The organism is Nonomuraea sp. NPDC002799, assembly GCF_053592075.1.
This window is the reverse complement of record NZ_JBSFVA010000001.1, coordinates 539741-555988: the sequence shown is the minus strand read 5'-3', so window position 1 is coordinate 555988 and position 16248 is coordinate 539741. Positions and strand designations below refer to the sequence as shown.

The following is a 16248-nucleotide window of genomic DNA, read 5'->3' as shown; positions in this document are numbered from 1 at the left end:
TCAACTTGATAGAAACAATAGGCATCGATTATTTCTTATTGACATCCTGCCACCTGCGAAACGAGCATGGGTCCTCGCATTCCCCCCGCAACGCATCGCCCAGCCGCACATAATGGCGTGAATTCCACAATTCACATTGGGAGCCCCCCACCCATGAGGACCAGTGAAAAGCCTGTCGCCCACGCGGCGGCGGGGTTGTCCGGCCCGGCCTCGCGCAAGCTCCCCGTGCCACCCCGTGAACGCAAGCCGGCCCTCGCCGCGCTCGCCGTCCTGCTCATCCTCGGCGGCGCGCTGGCCACCACCCTCCTCGTGCTGCGCAGCGGCGACCGCGTGTCCGCGATCAGGGTCACCCAGCAGGTCGGCGCAGGTCAGAAGTTTCCGGCGGCGGCGCTGGAGGAGGTCGAGATCGCGACCGAGGGGGTCGACTACGTCGGCTGGTCCCAGCGCGTCCAGGTGACCGAGAGCTTCGCGGCCGTCACGATCCTGCCCGGCACCCTCCTCACGAACCAGATGGGCGTCAAGGCCAGCACCGAGCTGGGCCCGGGCAAGGCGACCGTCGGACTTTCCCTCAAACCGGGACAAATGCCAACAGGTATAGAGCCGGGTGACCGCATCCAGGTGATATACGTGCCGAGCCGTTCGAGTCAGGGACAAAGCCGCATACTCGCGCCGAGCGCGCTCGTGTTCGCCGTGGGCGACAGGTCCAGGACGGGAAATAGTTCCGGCCAGATCACCGTGATCGTGGATTCGTCTGCCTCGCCGGAAATAGTGGCCTTCGCCTCCAGCAGTGAGATCGCGGTGGCCGAGCTCCCGGGGGCACGCTGACGTGGCGCTGATCGTACTGGCCGCCGACAAGGGCGCGCCGGGCGTCACCACCGCCGCGACGGTCCTGGCGGCGGTGTGGCCGCGGCCCGTGCTGCTGGCCGAATGCGACCCGGCGGGCGGCGACCTCGCCTACCGGCTGCCCGCCGCCGACGGCGGCGTGCTCAATCCCGGTAAGGGCCTGCTCAGCCTGGGCGCCACGGCGCGCCGCGGCCTTGAGCCCGCCCAGATCCACCAGCACACCCAGAAGATCATCGGCGGGCTCGACGTGCTGGCCGGCCTGACCCATGGCGAGCAGGCCGCCGGGCTCACCTGGATGTGGGGCCCCCTCGGCAGGTCGCTGGCCGCCATCCCCAACGCCGACGTGATCGCCGACTGCGGCCGGCTCGGCGCCCACCCGCAACTCGCCGACCTGACCGCCGAGGCCGAGCAGGTCGTGCTGCTCACCAGGGCGACCCTCGACCACGTCGCCCACCTGCGCGAACGCCTCCAGATCACCAAGGCCCACGGCGTCGTCGTGATCGCCGACCCGCGCAACTACCGCGGCTCCATCGACGACGTACGCCGGATCGTCGGCCCGAACGTGCAGTTCGTCCACGGCCTCGCCTACGACCCCAAGGGCGCCGAGCTCCTGCGCGGCCAGTGGGGCGGCCGCCTGGACCGCTCGCTCCTCGTCCGTACGGCCCGCGACCTGGCGGCAAGGCTGGTGAGCCACCGATGATCGATCATTCCCTGGTCAAACGCTTCCGCCAGGAGGTCGGCGACCGCCTGGCCCACCAGCGCCGCATCGACCAGGCCAACGGCCTGCCCGCGATGACGGGCGAGGACGAGCGCCAGTTCGCCAGGGCGCTGATCTCCCAGGTGCTGGAGGAGCACGCCCGCAACGAGATCGGCCTCGGCCGCACCCCGCCCACGATCGAGGAGGAAGAGGCGCTCGCGGCCGGCATCCACGCGGCGCTGTTCGGCGTGGGCCGCCTGCAACCGCTGCTCGACGACACCGAGGTCGAGAACATCGACATCAACGGGTGCGACAACGTCTTCGTCGGTTACGCCGACGGCCAGGAGCTCATGCACGACCCGGTCGCCGAGTCCGACGACGAGCTGATCGAGCTGATCCAGATCCTGGCCGCCTACTCCGGCCTGTCGAGCAGGCCGTTCGACACCGCCAACCCGCAGCTCGACCTGCGCCTGCCCGACGGCTCCAGGCTGAGCGCCGTCATGGACGTCACGGTCCGGCCGGCGGTCTCGATCCGCCGCGCGCGTCTCGGCAAGGTGTTCATGTCCGACCTAGTCGGCAACGGCACGATAAAGCCGGACGTGGGGAGGTTCCTCGCCGCCGCCATCGGCGCCCGTAAAAACCTGATGATCGCGGGATCCACCAACGCCGGCAAGACGACCCTGCTGCGGGCCCTGGCCAACGAGATCCCGCCCAGCGAGCGCCTCATCACCGTCGAACGCGCTCTGGAGCTCGGCCTCGACCAGTTCGCCGAGCTTCACCCCAACGTCGTCGCCTTCGAGCAGCGCCTGCCCAACTCCGAGGGCCAGGGTGAGATCACCATGGCCGAGCTCGTCCGGCGCTCGCTCAGGATGAACCCCAGCCGCGTCATCGTCGGCGAGGTCCTCGGCGACGAGATCGTCACCATGCTGAACGCGATGACCCAGGGCAACGACGGCTCCCTGTCGACCATCCACGCCAACTCCAGCATGGAGGTCTTCAACCGCATCTCCACCTACGCCCTCCAGGCGAACGAGCGCCTGCCCATCGACGCCACCCACATGCTCATCGCCGGCGCGATCGACTTCGTGGTCTTCATCGAGAAACGTAACGACTATCACGTCGGCGGCACGCTGCGCCGTTACGTCTCCAGCATCCGCGAGGTCAACGGCTGCGACGGCCGCGTCCTGTCCAGCGAGGTGTTCGCGCCGGGCCCCGACGGCACGGCCACCCCGCACGCGCCGGTCTCCTGCCTCGAAGAGCTCGCCGCCCACGGCTACTCGCCAGGGGGCTGGTAACCGATGGTGACCCTCAACAGGCCAGGGAGCCGGTGACCCATGGCGATCAGTTTCGAGCCCTTCGCGCTGCTGGCCGGCGCTCTCGCCGGTGGCGGCCTGTTCCTGTTCCTCATCTCCCTGTACGGCCTGCGCCCCCGCCCGCCCCAGCCCAAGCGCCACCTCGTCAAGATGCTCACCACCCGCACCGCCATCGCCGCCGTGGCCGCCACCCTGGTCCTGGTGATCACCGGCTGGCCGGTGGTCGCGGTGGGTACGGTGCTGCTGGTCTTCGCCTGGCGCGGTTTGTCGGGCGGCGCCGCCGAGGAGCGCGCCGCCATGAGCCGCCTGGAAGGGCTCGCCGCCTGGACCGAGTCGCTACGTGACACGATCGCCGGCGCGGCCGGGCTCGAACAGGCCATCCCGTCGTCCATCAGAGCCGCCGCCCCCATGCTCAGGCCGCATCTGCGGGCCATGATCGACCGGCTGCACACCCGGATGGCACTGCCGGAGGCGCTCGCGCTCTTCGCCGATGAGCTCGACGACCCGTCGGCCGACCTGGTGATCGCGGCGCTCATTCTCAACTCCCGGCTGCGCGGTCCCGGCCTGCGCGACGTGCTGGGCGCGCTGGCCGTGTCGGCCCGCGAGGAGCTCGACATGCGCCGCCGCGTCGAGGCCGAACGCCGCGCCACCCGGCGCAGCGTCCAGATCGTGGTGATGACCGCGCTCACGTTCGCCGCGATCCTCGTCGTGTTCAACCCCTCCTACGTCGAGGAGTACACGTCGTGGCTCGGCCAGGCCGTCCTGGTGGTGGTGGCGGGGCTGTTCGGCACGGGTTTCGCCTGGATGAGGCGGCTGGCCAGATTCGACAAGCCCACCCGCCTCCTCATGGGCGGAGGCGGCCATGGCTGAGCGCACGCCGGTGGCGACGGGAGGGGCGGCGATGGTCAAGGGCACGTCGGCCGTGACGGAAGGAGGCGGCCATGGTTGAGGGCGCGCTGTCCGGCGCCGCGCTGGGACTTGGCCTGTTCGTGTTGCTGCGGGCCATCTTCCCGGCCCGCCCTGGCCTGGTGGCCCGCCTGCTGGCGCTGGACGCCGTACGCGAGGACGCCGACGCCCCCCGCATCCAGCTCGTGCTCCCGGACGAGGAGGTCAGCCCGTTCCGCCGAGGTCTCGGCGTGCGGCTGGCCCGCCTGTACGGCGCCCGGGGCTGGGAGGTCAGATCGGTCAAGGCGGACCTGGCCCTGCTCGGCCGCTCGTTCGAAGCCTTCCTGGCCACGAAGGTGCTGCTGGCCGCCAGCGGCCTGCTGGCGTTCCCGCTGCTGCTCGGCTGGCTCGCGCTCATGGGCTGGGCCACCTCGCTGACGATCCCGTTCTGGTCGGCCGTGATCGTGGCGATCCTGTTCTTCTTCCTGCCCGACCTGCAGATCAAGAAGGACGCGGCGGCCAAGCGGCGCGACTTCCGGCACGTCGTCGGGGCCTTCCTCGACCTCGTCTCCATGAACCTGGCCGGCGGCCGCGGCGTCCCCGAGGCCCTGATGATGGCCGTCTCGGTCAGCGGCGAGCAGCCCAACTGGGCGATGGGCCGCATCAGAGACGCGCTGAGCGGCGCCAGGATCGTCGGCATCACCCCATGGCAGGCGCTCGGCCAGCTCGGCGAGGAGATCAACGTCGACGAGCTGCGCGACCTGTCCGCCGCGCTCGGCCTGGTGGCCGACGACGGCGCCAAAGTACGCGCGTCGCTGACGGCCAGAGCCGCCACGTTGCGCAGAAGAGAGCTGGCCGAGATCGAGGGCCGGGCCGGCGAGCGTTCGCAGTCGATGCTCGTGGCCCAGCTCCTCCTCTGCGCCGGTTTCGTGATTTTTCTCAGCTTTCCCGCCGCTATGAAGATGTTGGGGGTCTCATGAAGAACCATCCCTGGATCGTCTATCTCACCGCCTGCCTGAGCGAGCGCGTCCGCCGTGCCCGCACCGCGCCGAGCCGCGGCGCCTCCGCCGTCGAATGGGTGATCATCACCGCGATCATCGCCGGCGTGGCACTCGGCCTGGCCACCCTGATCAAGACGCTGGTGGAGCAGCAGCAGGGCTCGCTGAACGAGACCTTCGGCGGGGGCGGCGGTGGCGGCAATCCGTAGGAGGCGCGGCGGCGAGCGTGGCGTGACGGTGATCGAGCTGGCTCTGCTGATGCCGGTCATCCTCGCGGTCGCGCTGCTCATCGTGCAGGTGGCGCTCTGGTTCAACGCCCGCCAGGTCGCGGAGGCGGCCGCCAGGGAGGGCGCCAGGGTGGCCAGGTCCGCGCCGTTCGACTCCGGCGACTGGCCGGGTCTGGCCAGCGCGAAGGCCACCGAGATCGTGCGCGCCATCGGTCCCCGGCTGCTCAGCGGCGCCACCGCCACCACGTCGGAGAAGGAGCCGGACGAGCGCTTCGTCACGGTGACCGGCAGCGCCGTACAGGTGGTCCCGCTGCTGCCCGATCTCGCGTTCACGATCACCGCCACCGCGGGCGGCCCCGTCGAGTGCTTCCGCCCCGACAACGGCGGAGAGGACTGTGAATGAGCAGGGCCGAGCGCGGGTCCATGGCGGTGGAGACGGTGATGCTGGCTCCGGTCTTCCTGCTCTTCATCATGTTCCTCGCCGGCGCGGGGGTGCTGGTGGAGTCGCAGGGCCGGGTCAACGGGGCGGCGCGCGACGCCGCGCGCGCGGCGTCGGTGCAGCGCACGCTGGACGACGCGGAAGGCGCGGCCGAGGCCATCGCCACGGGCACGCTGGAGGGCAAGTGCCAGTCCTCGGCGGTGTCCCTGGACGGCTCCGCGTGGGAGCAGGGCGGCCACGTCCAGGCCGAGGTCACCTGCGAGCTGGACCTGGGCTTCCTCGGGTTCGGCGGCACCAAGCAGCTCACCGGCACCGCGGTGGTGCCGCTGGAGCAGTTCAGGCGGATCGAATGAGGTCCGGGCAGCGGGGCTCCATGTCGGTGTTCACCGTGTTGTTCTCCGTGGCCGTGTTCCTGCTGGCGGGCCTGCTGGTGGACGGCGGCTCGGCGATCAACGCCAGGCTGCGCGCCGCCGACGTGGCCGAGCAGGCCGCCCGCGCCGGCGCCGACCAGGTCGACGTCGATCATCTGCGCGCCACCGGTGAGACGCGGCTGCTCGGCGAGGAGCAGGTCTGCGCCAGAGCCGACGAGATCGTGGCCGCGCAGGGCGCCGACGACGTGACCCCCGGCACGTGCTCCACCGGCCAGGGCGCGGCGCAGGTGACGGTCACCGTGTCGGTGCGGTGGGAGGCGTTCTTCCTGAGCGCGATCGGCTTTCCCGGAGCCGAGATGAACGGCGAGGCCTCCGCCGGACCTGAAGCGAGATAGACCGAATCCAGCCGCTCGATGGATCAGCGACGTGTGAGGCACGACGCTGGACCGGAGAAGGGAGAGGCGATGCCGCCACGAGAGCCAGCGCGTCCACCCGGACGTCACGTGCCCGTACGCGCCCCGGCCAGGCGCAGTGCCGGTGACGTGCTCGCCGGGCTCGGGGCGCTGGTCGTGCTGGTCGCGCTCGTGGGCGGCGTGCCGTACGCGCTGCTCACCTTCGTCGGCCCGCCGGTCGATCCCGCGCTGCTCAGCCTGGACCTGCTCACCGACTCCGTCGGCCCGAGCGTGATCCTCGCGGTGTTGCGGCTGCTGGTGTGGCTGGCCTGGTTCCAGCTCTTCGTGTGCGTGCTCGTCGAGGTGTACGCCGGGGTTCGCCGCGTCGGCATGCCCGCCCGCGTGCCGCTCTCCGGTGGCACGCAGGTGCTGGCCAACAAGCTGGTCGGGGCCGTGCTGCTGCTGTTCACGGCGGGGGCGATGATCGTGCCGCTGGCCAAGCTGGCGCCGACCCCGGCCGCGCCGCCCGTGACGGCGGTCGCCTACTCCGCGCCGATCGTCGAGCGGACGCTGGAGACCAGCAAGACCAAGAAGGTGTACGTGGTGCAGCCCCCGCACGGCCGCCACCATGAGAGCCTGTGGGAGATCGCCGAGAAATGCCTCGGCGACGGCCGCCGCTACCCCGAGATCTACCGGCTCAACCAGGCGAAGGAGCAGCCGGACGGCACCCGCCTGCGGATGGCCGACCTGATCAGGCCCGGCTGGGTGCTCGACATGCCGGACGACGCGAAGAACGTGCACATCGTCCCCTCCGAACAGTCCCGCGAGCGCACGCTGCGCGAGCATCCCGGCCGGGCGCACGCCGACCGCCCCGCCGACAAGTCCGACCGCGTGGAGAAGAAGGGCGAGGCCAAGCACCGCCAGCCGGAGCAGCAGCAGCGCGACACCCAGCCGGACACGCGGCGCGACCAGCCGGTCATCCAGGAAGCCCAGAGCGCCGACCTGGCCGACTATCTCGCCGCCGCCTCGCTGGCCGCGGCCGGGCTGCTGTTCGTGCTGGCCAGGCGGCGCCGCGAGCAGCTCTGGCGCAGGGTGTTCGGCCGCCGGATCGTCCGGCCCCGCGACGACGCCGCTCAGGCCGAGGTCGCACTCCGGCTCGGCGGCGACGCGCCCGGCGCCCGCATTCTCGACGTCGGCCTGCGGCTGCTGGGCGCCGAGCTGGCCGCCCAGAACCGCACGCCACCCGTGGTGTACGGGGCCCATCTGTCGCCGCGCACGCTGGACCTGTGGATCCATCCGCCGGACGACGACGCGCCCGTGCCGTGGACGGCCGAGGACGGCGGGCAGGTTTGGCGGTTGCCGGCGCACGAGGGCCGTCTGCTGCCCGATCGAGGGGGCCACGCGCGACCGGGCGGGGCGCCGTACCCGGGGCTCGTCTCGATCGGCACGGACGCCGGCGGGCGGGTGCTGATCGACCTGGAGGCCGCGCAGGGCCTGATCAACGTACGCGGCCCGCAGACCACGGCCGCGCTGGCCGCCCTCGCCGTGGAGCTGGCCACGAACCGCTGGTCCGACGGCATGCGCATCACCCTCGTCGGCTTCGGCGAGGAGCTGACCGCCATCGCGCCCGGCCGGATCAGGGCGGTCGGCGGGCTGGCCGAGGTGCTGCCCGAGCTGGAGGCGGCCGCCACCCCGCGCGCGGAGGTGCTGACCGGGCGCATCACCGGCAGCCCCCGCGAGGCCCACTACCTGCTGTCCTCGGTGGCCCCCACGCACGAGGAGGCCAGACGGCTGGCACTGCTGGCCCGCAAGGACACCGCCGGATACGTCGTGGCGGGCGACGTCCCGCACGCCACGTGGACCCTGGAGATCGACGACGACGGCAAGGCGCGGATCGACGAGCTGGGCTTCGAGGTGCGGGCCCAGCTCCTGCCCCGCCGCCACTACAAGGCCCTGATCGACCTCTTCCGCACCGCCCAGCGGCTCGACGGCGAGCCCATCCCCGAGGCGGAGCCGCTGGCGGGGCTGCACCCGCCGGCCGTCGAGATCAGGATCCTGGGCCCCGTCGAGGTCGCCGGCCTCGCGCCGCTGGAGGAGGGCCGGCTGGCGCTGGCCACGGAGCTGCTGGTCTACCTGGCCACGCATCCGGGCGGGGTGCATCCCGTGGTGCTCGGCGGGGTGTTGTGGCCGCGTGGCGTGCAGGCGATGGTCAGGGACGCGACGATCGCCAGGGTCTCCGAATGGCTGGGGCCCGACCACCTGCTCGCCGACGAGGCGGGCCGGCTCCGGCTGGGGCCCGAGGTGCGGACGGACTGGATGTTGTTCCGCGAGCTCGTACGCCGCTCGCACGTCGATCCGACGGCCAGGGCCGTCCTGCTGGAGAAGGCGCTCGGCCTGGTCAGAGGCCCGCTGCTGACCACCCGCCAGCCCGGCCGCTACGCCTGGCTGGCCGCCGACGACCTGGAGTACGACGTGGCCGCGGCCGTGGCCGACGCGGCGCACCAGCTCTGCGAGTTCAGGCTCGCCCACGGCCAGCCGGACGCGGCCGTGGCCGCCGTACGCGCGGCGCTGCTGCTGGCGGCCGACGACGAGGGCCTCTGGCGTGACCTGCTGCGCGCGACACACGCCACCGCGGACACCGTGCGCCTGCGCGCCGTGGTCGAGGGCCTGACCCGCAGGGCGGCCTCGCACCCGTACGGCGGCGGGATGGCGCCCGAGACCGAGGCGCTGATCGAGGAACTGCTGCCTACGTGGCGCATCCACGTCGTGAGGGAGTCGACGGCATGAAACGAATGGCGATGGTGCTGGTCCTGCTGGTCCTGCCGGTCTTGGTGGGCTGCGGCCCGGCCGAGCGGACGTACGCGCCGGTGGAGGCCCCCGCACCGGCGTCGTCCGCCGACGTCGGCGCGGCCCCGTCGTCGCCGGCCCCGTCCTCGCCGGGTCCGGAGGCGATCACCTCCGGGGGCGGGCACAAGCTGGACATCGACTGGCCCGCCGACCGCGACCCCCTCCTCAAGCTCGTCACCGACTTCTTCGTCGCCTCCAGGAAGGTGCTCGTGACGGGAAACGATCGATACCTACAGGATCTGGATCTCGAACTCACCGCGGTCCGCGAAGCGTACGACTGGGTGCACCTCTACACCGACAAGGAGATGACGGTGAAAGGGACTACCCGGCTCTACAACCTGCGTGTCGCCGCGAAGGTGGGCAAAGGCGTACAGGTCAACGCCTGTGTGGACGAGACGAAGGTGCGCTTGATCTCCCGGCGTACCGGCAAAGCCGCTGTGCCCCAGCCCGGCTGGGTGCGCGCCCCCTATCTGCAGGTCGTGCTCGCGCACCGTGGCGACGACGGCGTGTGGCGGGTCAGGGCACTGCAGTACGACGAGAAAGGATGCGCCGGATGAACGCCTTCGTCCCGATCGCTGTCGCAGGTCTGCTGGTGCTCGGCGCCCCCCCGGATTCGCCCTCGGGCAAGGGCATCTCTCATGACCGGGTGCGGGGCGTTGAGCTCGCCAATTCCAAGATCATTATTTCGGGTGACGGTGCCAAGGGGGGTAGTAGCGATGGCTATGTGGTCAAACGCCCATGCTGGTACGAGCCCGGCTTGACCGCGAGCGAGATGCTCAAGACCCAGGAGGCGCTGCGGCCGTACTTCTTCAGGTTCAGCGAGGACGCGACCCCCGAGGGTTTCAAGGCGTTCCTTCAGCAGTTCAAGGACAAGATCGGTCAAGAGGGGCGCTGGTGGGGGCCGGCGTACAACGCCGCCGATCCGAAGGGGCACGCCTGCTGGGCCGGCCTCGAGCCGTTCGTGTTCGCGCCGCCCGGCACCACGCCGCCGTCCGGAATCACGATCCAGGAACTGGCCGAGCTCGCCAGGGCCGCGCTGACCGTGCCCAAGCCCACCATCAAGCTCAGTCCCGATGCCAAGAGTTACGTGAACCTGCCGACCTGGGTCTGGCTGGAAGGCATCGGGGAGCCGCGCAGATCCGTCACCGCGACGCTGCCCGGGGTCATGAGCGTGACCGTGGTGGCCACGCTGCGGAGCATCAAGATCGACCCGGGCACGGCCGCGGAGCGGGCAGAAGTGCAACAGGAGGGGTGCGGAGCCTCGGGCAAGCCGTACGTCAAGAACGGCACGTTCTCGTGCGGCGTGCGTTACCTGCGAGCGTCGATCGACCAGCCTCGCGAGAGATACGTGCTCACCGTCTCGACCGTGTGGCCGGTCGAGACCACGGGAAGTGCGGTGCCCTTCCAGTTCGCGCCCGTGGAGGTGGAGACGAGCAGGGACGTGCCGGTCGGCGAGATCCAGAGCAACGTCAAGCCCTAGCCCGGACCCCAGCTCAGGTGATCACGGCGGCGCGGGCGGGCTCCGGTTGCTCCGCTCGCTCAGGCGATCACCGCGGCGAGCGGGGCCAGCTCCGGCTGCTCCGCCGCTTCGGTCAGCACGTCCTTCAGCACCGCGTCGTGCGTGGGGCCGGCCAGGGCCAGCAGGTCGCGCCCGGCCGGGGTGACCTCTGAGTAGATGCCCCGCCGGTCGTCCTCGCACAGATAGCGCCTGAGCAGGTCCCGGTTCTCCAGCCGGGTCACCAGCCGCGTCGTGGCGCTCTGGCTGAGCACGACCGCGCGGGCGAGCTGCTGCATGCGCATGTGCCAGCCGTCCTGGCGGCCGAGCACGTCCAGCACGGTGTATTCGCTCACGCTCAGCCCGTGCTCCTTCTGCAGGGCCTTCTCCAGCCTGTCCTCGATCTTCGCGTGCAGGGCCGCGAGGGTGCGCCAGCCCTGGGCGCGCGCTTCCACGGCGTCATCGGCGATGGCCATGTGACGACCTCCTCAGACGTGGTTGTATGGTCAGTTAGTCGGCGTGTGCAAATAATGTCTACGCTTACTAACGTCGTCTGAGGAGAATTCTATGCCTGTCGCCCTGTTCGCCCTCGCGATCAGCGCCTTCGGCATCGGGACCACGGAGTTCATCATCAACGGGCTGCTGCCCGAGCTGGCCGCGGACTTCAGCGTGACCATCCCGGCCGCGGGCCTGCTCGTGTCCGGATACGCCCTGGGCGTCGCCGTCGGCGGGCCGCCGCTGACCATGCTCGGCGGGCGCTTGTCGCGCAAGACCATGCTGCTGTCGTTGATGGTGCTGTTCATCGCCGGGAACCTGCTGTCCGCGCTGGCCCCCTCGTACGGGGTGCTCATGGTCGGCCGTTTCCTGGCGGCCTTCGCGCACGGCGCGTACTTCGGCGTCGGCTCGGTGGTCGCCGCCGACCTGGTGCCGCCGCAGCGGCGGGCCAGTGCCATCGCCCTGATGTTCACCGGCCTGACGCTCGCGAACGTCCTGGGCGTGCCCCTCGGAACCTGGATCGGCCAGGCGTTCGGCTGGCGGGCCACGTTCTGGGTCGTCGTCGCCATCGGCGTGGCCGGCTTCGCCGGCGTGCTCGCCCTCGTCCCGAGGCAGCCGCGTCCCTCCGGAGGCGGGCTGTTGCGGGAGCTGGCCGCGTTCCGGGCGGCCGGCGTCTGGCTGGCGCTGGCGATGACCGTCTTCGGCTTCGCGCCCGTCTTCGCCGTCATCACCTTCATCTCGCCCATCATGACCGGCGTCGGCGGCTTCTCCCCGGGTGCGGTGCCGGTGGTGATGGCCCTGTTCGGCGTGGGCCTGGTCGTGGGCAACCTGATCGGCGGCAAGCTCGCGGACCGGGCGGTCATGCCCAGCATCTACGGCTCGGTGGCCCTGCTCACGCTGCTGGCCGTGGTCGTGGCGCTGGTGTCGGACAACCAGGTGGCCTTCGTCATCGCCATCACGCTGTTCGGCGTGGCCGCCTTCGCCACGGTGCCGCCCCTGCAGACCCGCGTGCTGGACGCCGCCAGCGGTGCTCCCACCCTCGCCTCGGCCGCCAACATCGGCGCCTTCAACCTCGGCAACGCCATCGGCTCCTTCATCGCCGGGCTCACCATCGACGCCGGACTCGGCTACACGGCTCCCGCCTGGACCGCCGCCCTGCTGGGTGTGGTGGGGCTGGGGGTGGCCGGACTCGCCGGCGCCCAGGGCCGCCGCCGTCTCGTACCGGCCTGAGCTGAGTGAGGCCGGCACGTCGTACCGGCCTCACTCAGCCGAACAGCTCGTCGACGCTGCTGGCGGTGACGGCTCTGCTGATCCAGGACTCCAGGATCTCCTGATCGGTGCAGGCGAGGATGCGTTCCTGCGCCTCTTGCGGGATCGGGATGCCGCGCCTGTTCAGAAATATGAGAATGGCTTTGGCTTCACCCTTGGCCTTGCCGTGGTCGATCCAGCCGCGGACCCACGGGTGCTTGATCTCATCAAGGATGGCCATCGAGATCTCCTTGAACTTGGTGACGACGGACTCGGGTAGCAGCGCGACTACCAGGTCAGAATAGCTGCGCTCCTCCTTGGACAGGTGTTGTTGCGAGTCGTACAGCACTTGGAGGACTTTCAGTCCCTCGTCACCGGCCCCGTGCACGATCGCGGAAAGAGCCATGAGCTCGGGCTCGGCGATGGCGCGGGCGATGTCGGTGACCATGGGCACCTGGTCAGGACCGAGGACGATGGGATGGAGCGTCCATTCAGGGTGCCCCATGTGGATGGGCTTAGCGCATTTGCGAGCTTCTGCCGGGTTGGGGCAGAAGACGAGCAGGATGCAGGGACACTTGACCCGCCCTCGGAGTGTGGCCAGGTAGACCGGCCATGTCCAATTTTTACCTTCGTCGTACTCCCGTTGTACCTCCAGGATGACGCCCGAAACCGGCTTCTCGTCGTTCACCATGACGACGACCTAGTCCGCGCGATACTCCGTCGGTTTGCGATCGGTGAGATCGCAGCTCTCCAGACGCGCCTGCGTGAAAGCCGGGACTCTTACGCCCGTCTCGGCCAGCAGGGTGGCGACCAGAGACGGGCGATGTTGGACGAGCTCAAGCAGAAACTCGTGCTGCCGCGTTGGCATGTCGAAAACATTACCGAAAGCTGTCGTCTGATTACGCTACGTTCTACTTTTGTCCAGATTCGTGGGCGATGAGCCATTCTTTGACCGGTGTGCCGTAGTAATAGCCGCCGAACCCGCCACTGCTGGGCAGGACCCGATGGCACGGGACGAACGGTGCGATGAGGTTCTGGGCGCAGGCCGACCCCGCCGCCCTGGCCGCCGTCTTCGGCAGGCCCGCCCGCTCGGCCAGCTCCGCGTACGACACCGTCGTCCCCGCCTTGACCTCGCGCAACGCCGCATGGAGCCGCCGGCGGGTGGGTGTGCCGGGCTGTGAGACCTGGATGGCGTCCAGGGCGTCCAGGTCCCCGGAGAGGTAGGCCAGGACGGCGTCCGTCGCGGGGCCGCGGGCGTCCACGACCTCCAGGCCCTCCGCCCGCAGCGCGGGCGTGAGCCGGACGAACATCTCCTCGGGGTCGGCGGTGAAGCCGGCCGCGACCAGCGTTCCCTCGCGGGAGAGCAGGGCGAGCGGCCCGGCCGGGGTCGGGACGAGCTGGGCAGCGATCATGATGAGCTCCAGAGATGCAGGGCGGCGTACGCCCGCCACGGGCGCCACCGTTCGATGTGGTCGTCGGGAATGCCCAGTCCGGCCATGCGTTTGTTGAGCACGAGGTCGCCCACGGGCCAGGCGTCGGGGTCGCGGAGCGCGCGCAGCGCGATGTAGCTGGCGGTCCACGGGCCGATGCCGGGCACCCGCAGCAGCGCGGCCACCGCCTCCGCCGGGTCCTGGCCGCCGTCCAGGTCGATCTCGCCCTCCGCCAGGCGGGTGGCCAGGTCCTTGAGCGTGTCGATCCGGCGGTTGGTCAGGCCGAGGCCCGTGAGGTCGGTCTCGGCGAGGTGCGCCGCGGTGGGGAACAGGTTGTCGGGAGCGGCGGCCCTGGCGACGATGCGGCCGAGCAGGGTACGGGCGCCCGCCACCGAGATCTGCTGCCCGACGACGGCGCGCACGGCCAGCTCGAAGCCGTCGAACGTGCCCGGCACCCGCAGCCCGGGCCGCTTGGCCACCAGGGGCGCGAGCGAGGTCTGGCCGAGGATCTCGGAGATCGCGTCGGGGTCGGCGTCGAGGTCGAGGAGGCGGCGGCAGCGGGCCACGATGCGGGCGAGCTGCCGGGTGTCGTTCACCGCCACGTCCAGGGCCACGTGGTCGCGTTGCGGGGTGAGGGTGATCGTCCCGCCGGGCACGGCTCGGGCGTACGACGTCCGGTCCGCCACCTCCAGCCCGGGAATCGCCCGCGCGGCCAGGAAGGCGAAGACCCCCTCCACGTCGTACGGCTCGCGCCGGTGCAGCCGCAGCCGCAACGTGGCCGGTGCGGTCGCGACGGCCACCCGGACGCGGCCGGTCGTGGCGCGCAGCTCGCTGGGTGTGAACCCGTACGTCTCCCGCATGGTCGCGTTGAACTGCCGCACGCTGCCGAACCCCGCCGCGAACGCCACCTCCGTGACCGTCAGCCCCGTCTCCGTGAGGAGTTGTTTGGCCAGGAGCAGCCGTTTCGTCCGCGCCACCGCCAGCGGCCCGACGCCCAGTTCGGCCACGAACAGCCGGTGCAGGTGCCGCTCGGTGATGTGCAGCCGCCCGGCCAGCCCGGCGACGCCCTGCTCGTCGGCCGCCCCGTCGTCGATCAGCCGCAGCGCCCGTCCGATGAGGTCGCCGCGCAGGTCCCAGCCGGGGTCGCCGGGGGAGAGCTCGGGACGGCAGCGCTTGCACGGACGGAACCCGGCCGCCTCCGCCGCCGCCGCGTGCCGGTAGAAGCGCACGTTCCTGGAGGAGGGGGTGCGGGCCGGGCAGATCGGGCGGCAGTAGATGCGCGTCGTCGTCACGGCCGTGTAGAAACGACCGTCGAACCGGGAGTCTCTGGCGGAGGCGGCCCGGTAGCAGGAGTCGAAATCGAGCTCTGGTGGCGACATACCTCCGACAGTATGCGCTCCTCGCGGGCACTGACTGGCGGAAATCGGACGTCAGCGTCGAATCGCAGGTCAGCAGGTGAGAGCGGTCGACTGGCGGGAATCGGACCTGGTGTTCCGCCGTACGGGCGACGATGCCCGTACGGCGGCGGCGGGGCCCTCCGCTACTTGGAGGAGACCCCCACTCCTAGATCGAACTCCCGGTAGACGCGCGCCCAGAATCCGTCACGCAACCAGACCCGCGCCTCCGGGTAGGGCCGCAGCGAGTGCCCGAGCTCCTTCTCCGCCTCGATCAGCAGCTCGGTGTCGATGACGGTCGGCAGGATCGGCCCCGGGAGCAGGTCGCGGATGTTGTCGCGGCCACGGGTGAGTATCCACTTCTGCGCCACGTGCTCGCCGACGTCCTCCACCCGCGGGCGGCTCGGCCCGAGCTTGGCGACCTGGCCGGGCTTGGCGTGCGGCTTGACGGGCGCGCGCCCGGCGAACACCTGGGCGGGTGAGGGGGCGGTGACGGGCGGAGTCACCGCGACGGGCTGGGGAGCACGGCTGAAAAAGGGCCTTAGGAAATCAGCAGAGATCACTTCTACGGTGTCGGATTCCCAAACGAGGCGTTCGGCCTGGTTGGTGCCATAAGGCGGCTCGACGCCCCAAAGGTGGATGCGCACGCCGTACGCCTGCGCCGCCTCGACCGCCGGGACCATGTCCTCGTCGCCCGCCAGCAGGATCGTGTCGGTGACCGCATGATGCCTGGCCAGTGCCTCCAGGTCGCTCCTGATCTGCGCGTCCACGCCCTTCTGCTGACCACGGGCGTTCAGGTTGCCAAGTCGCACCTTGACCCAGGGAAGCTGGGCGATGACCCGCTGGTCGACGGTGGGCACACGGTCACGGGCTGCGTCATACCAATAGATCCGCAGAAGTTCGCCGGATATACGTTCCTCTGCATGTTTCTGTAGACTCTGGATGAGCTCATCGGCGGCCACCCGATATTCCTTGCGCTCCTTCGCGCCGAGCAGCACTTCACCTGCCGCAGCGTACAGATAACCGACATCCACTAGGACGGCGTACTTGGCTGCCACAGGATGCGGCATGAGGTCTGGGATGGCCATGTCGTCCTCCAGGCCGCGGTGTTAGTTGATCGGCTGACTATATACGCCTACTTTCTCTAGATAGTCCCAACTCCCAGAGAACTTGA

At 70.5% G+C, this 16248-nt stretch carries 18 protein-coding genes; 13 read left to right on the top strand and 5 right to left on the bottom strand.

The genetic code is table 11. The features are described 5' to 3' along the window. Nucleotides 1–153: 153 nt before the first annotated feature. The 12 genes from ACWD0F_RS02450 (at nt 154) to ACWD0F_RS02395 (ending at nt 10492) form a co-directional block, all read left to right on the top strand. Entirely contained in the window at nt 154–825 is a 672-nt protein-coding gene (locus ACWD0F_RS02450) for a hypothetical protein (RefSeq protein ID WP_449872013.1), read from the top strand. 1 nt (nt 826) lies between these two features. Continuing rightward, nucleotides 827–1543, top strand: a complete 717-nt coding sequence (locus ACWD0F_RS02445; protein ID WP_449872011.1) for a hypothetical protein — start codon at nt 827–829, stop codon at nt 1541–1543. Continuing rightward, on the top strand, nt 1540–2835 hold the full coding sequence (locus ACWD0F_RS02440; RefSeq protein ID WP_449872009.1) for a CpaF family protein: 1296 nt from the start codon (nt 1540–1542) through the stop codon (nt 2833–2835). The genes ACWD0F_RS02445 and ACWD0F_RS02440 overlap by 4 nt, the downstream gene beginning before the upstream one ends. A gap of 39 nt (nt 2836–2874) precedes the next feature. After that, nucleotides 2875–3723, top strand: coding sequence for a type II secretion system F family protein (locus ACWD0F_RS02435; RefSeq protein ID WP_449872007.1), 849 nt, complete (start codon nt 2875–2877; stop codon nt 3721–3723). Nucleotides 3724–3794: 71 nt separating this feature from the next. Beyond that, entirely contained in the window at nt 3795–4718 is a 924-nt protein-coding gene (locus ACWD0F_RS02430; protein WP_449872005.1) for a type II secretion system F family protein, read from the top strand. Next, entirely contained in the window at nt 4715–4945 is a 231-nt protein-coding gene (locus tag ACWD0F_RS02425; RefSeq protein WP_449872003.1) for a hypothetical protein, read from the top strand. Before ACWD0F_RS02430 ends, ACWD0F_RS02425 begins: the two co-directional genes overlap by 4 nt. A gap of 22 nt (nt 4946–4967) precedes the next feature. After that, nucleotides 4968–5366, top strand: coding sequence for a TadE family protein (locus ACWD0F_RS02420; protein WP_449872001.1), 399 nt, complete (start codon nt 4968–4970; stop codon nt 5364–5366). Next, the gene (locus ACWD0F_RS02415) at nt 5363–5755 is read left to right on the top strand and encodes a TadE/TadG family type IV pilus assembly protein (RefSeq protein ID WP_449871999.1); all 393 of its coding nucleotides are present in this window, start codon (nt 5363–5365) and stop codon (nt 5753–5755) included. The genes ACWD0F_RS02420 and ACWD0F_RS02415 overlap by 4 nt, the downstream gene beginning before the upstream one ends. Further along, on the top strand, nt 5752–6168 hold the full coding sequence (locus ACWD0F_RS02410; RefSeq protein WP_449871997.1) for a TadE/TadG family type IV pilus assembly protein: 417 nt from the start codon (nt 5752–5754) through the stop codon (nt 6166–6168). The genes ACWD0F_RS02415 and ACWD0F_RS02410 overlap by 4 nt, the downstream gene beginning before the upstream one ends. A 108-nt stretch (nt 6169–6276) precedes the next feature. Then, the gene (locus ACWD0F_RS02405) at nt 6277–8952 is read left to right on the top strand and encodes a hypothetical protein (protein WP_449871996.1); all 2676 of its coding nucleotides are present in this window, start codon (nt 6277–6279) and stop codon (nt 8950–8952) included. Further along, entirely contained in the window at nt 8949–9569 is a 621-nt protein-coding gene (locus ACWD0F_RS02400; RefSeq protein WP_449871994.1) for a hypothetical protein, read from the top strand. Before ACWD0F_RS02405 ends, ACWD0F_RS02400 begins: the two co-directional genes overlap by 4 nt. A 200-nt stretch (nt 9570–9769) precedes the next feature. Beyond that, nucleotides 9770–10492: a hypothetical protein gene (locus ACWD0F_RS02395; RefSeq protein ID WP_449871992.1), complete on the top strand. Its 723-nt coding sequence runs from the start codon at nt 9770–9772 to the stop codon at nt 10490–10492. Between the two features lie 59 nt (nt 10493–10551). Here the strand turns inward: ACWD0F_RS02395 and ACWD0F_RS02390 are convergent, their stop codons facing one another. Further along, on the bottom strand, nt 10552–10983 hold the full coding sequence (locus tag ACWD0F_RS02390) for a MarR family winged helix-turn-helix transcriptional regulator (protein WP_449871990.1): 432 nt from the start codon (nt 10981–10983) through the stop codon (nt 10552–10554). A 91-nt stretch (nt 10984–11074) separates the two neighbouring features. Between ACWD0F_RS02390 and ACWD0F_RS02385 the strand changes: the two genes are divergently transcribed. Next, entirely contained in the window at nt 11075–12232 is a 1158-nt protein-coding gene (locus ACWD0F_RS02385) for an MFS transporter (RefSeq protein WP_449871988.1), read from the top strand. Between the two features lie 34 nt (nt 12233–12266). Here ACWD0F_RS02385 and ACWD0F_RS02380 read toward each other — a convergent pair whose 3' ends face one another. The 4 genes from ACWD0F_RS02380 to ACWD0F_RS02365 all read right to left on the bottom strand — a co-directional run bounded on the left by ACWD0F_RS02380 (nt 12267) and on the right by ACWD0F_RS02365 (nt 16162). Continuing rightward, on the bottom strand, nt 12267–12941 hold the full coding sequence (locus tag ACWD0F_RS02380) for a hypothetical protein (RefSeq protein ID WP_449871987.1): 675 nt from the start codon (nt 12939–12941) through the stop codon (nt 12267–12269). Between the two features lie 220 nt (nt 12942–13161). Beyond that, nucleotides 13162–13662 carry a methylated-DNA--[protein]-cysteine S-methyltransferase gene (locus tag ACWD0F_RS02375; protein ID WP_449871985.1) on the bottom strand — a complete coding sequence of 167 codons (501 nt, stop codon included), beginning with the start codon at nt 13660–13662 and terminating at the stop codon, nt 13162–13164. Then, nucleotides 13659–15059: a DNA-3-methyladenine glycosylase 2 family protein gene (locus tag ACWD0F_RS02370; RefSeq protein ID WP_449871983.1), complete on the bottom strand. Its 1401-nt coding sequence runs from the start codon at nt 15057–15059 to the stop codon at nt 13659–13661. Before ACWD0F_RS02370 ends, ACWD0F_RS02375 begins: the two co-directional genes overlap by 4 nt. Before the next feature lie 161 nt (nt 15060–15220). Beyond that, nucleotides 15221–16162 carry an NYN domain-containing protein gene (locus tag ACWD0F_RS02365; protein WP_352361843.1) on the bottom strand — a complete coding sequence of 314 codons (942 nt, stop codon included), beginning with the start codon at nt 16160–16162 and terminating at the stop codon, nt 15221–15223. Nucleotides 16163–16248: the final 86 nt, after the last annotated feature.

Coding starts and splice junctions, on each gene's coding strand:
- ACWD0F_RS02450 (WP_449872013.1), top strand. CDS start 154: ATGAGGACCAGTGAAAAGCCTGTCGCCCACGCGGCGGCGGGGTTGTCC.
- ACWD0F_RS02440 (WP_449872009.1), top strand. CDS start 1,540: ATGATCGATCATTCCCTGGTCAAACGCTTCCGCCAGGAGGTCGGCGAC.
- ACWD0F_RS02435 (WP_449872007.1), top strand. CDS start 2,875: ATGGCGATCAGTTTCGAGCCCTTCGCGCTGCTGGCCGGCGCTCTCGCC.
- ACWD0F_RS02430 (WP_449872005.1), top strand. CDS start 3,795: ATGGTTGAGGGCGCGCTGTCCGGCGCCGCGCTGGGACTTGGCCTGTTC.
- ACWD0F_RS02425 (WP_449872003.1), top strand. CDS start 4,715: ATGAAGAACCATCCCTGGATCGTCTATCTCACCGCCTGCCTGAGCGAG.
- ACWD0F_RS02415 (WP_449871999.1), top strand. CDS start 5,363: ATGAGCAGGGCCGAGCGCGGGTCCATGGCGGTGGAGACGGTGATGCTG.
- ACWD0F_RS02410 (WP_449871997.1), top strand. CDS start 5,752: ATGAGGTCCGGGCAGCGGGGCTCCATGTCGGTGTTCACCGTGTTGTTC.
- ACWD0F_RS02400 (WP_449871994.1), top strand. CDS start 8,949: ATGAAACGAATGGCGATGGTGCTGGTCCTGCTGGTCCTGCCGGTCTTG.
- ACWD0F_RS02390 (WP_449871990.1), bottom strand. CDS start 10,983: ATGGCCATCGCCGATGACGCCGTGGAAGCGCGCGCCCAGGGCTGGCGC.
- ACWD0F_RS02385 (WP_449871988.1), top strand. CDS start 11,075: ATGCCTGTCGCCCTGTTCGCCCTCGCGATCAGCGCCTTCGGCATCGGG.
- ACWD0F_RS02380 (WP_449871987.1), bottom strand. CDS start 12,941: ATGGTGAACGACGAGAAGCCGGTTTCGGGCGTCATCCTGGAGGTACAA.
- ACWD0F_RS02375 (WP_449871985.1), bottom strand. CDS start 13,662: ATGATCGCTGCCCAGCTCGTCCCGACCCCGGCCGGGCCGCTCGCCCTG.
- ACWD0F_RS02370 (WP_449871983.1), bottom strand. CDS start 15,059: ATGTCGCCACCAGAGCTCGATTTCGACTCCTGCTACCGGGCCGCCTCC.
- ACWD0F_RS02365 (WP_352361843.1), bottom strand. CDS start 16,162: ATGGCCATCCCAGACCTCATGCCGCATCCTGTGGCAGCCAAGTACGCC.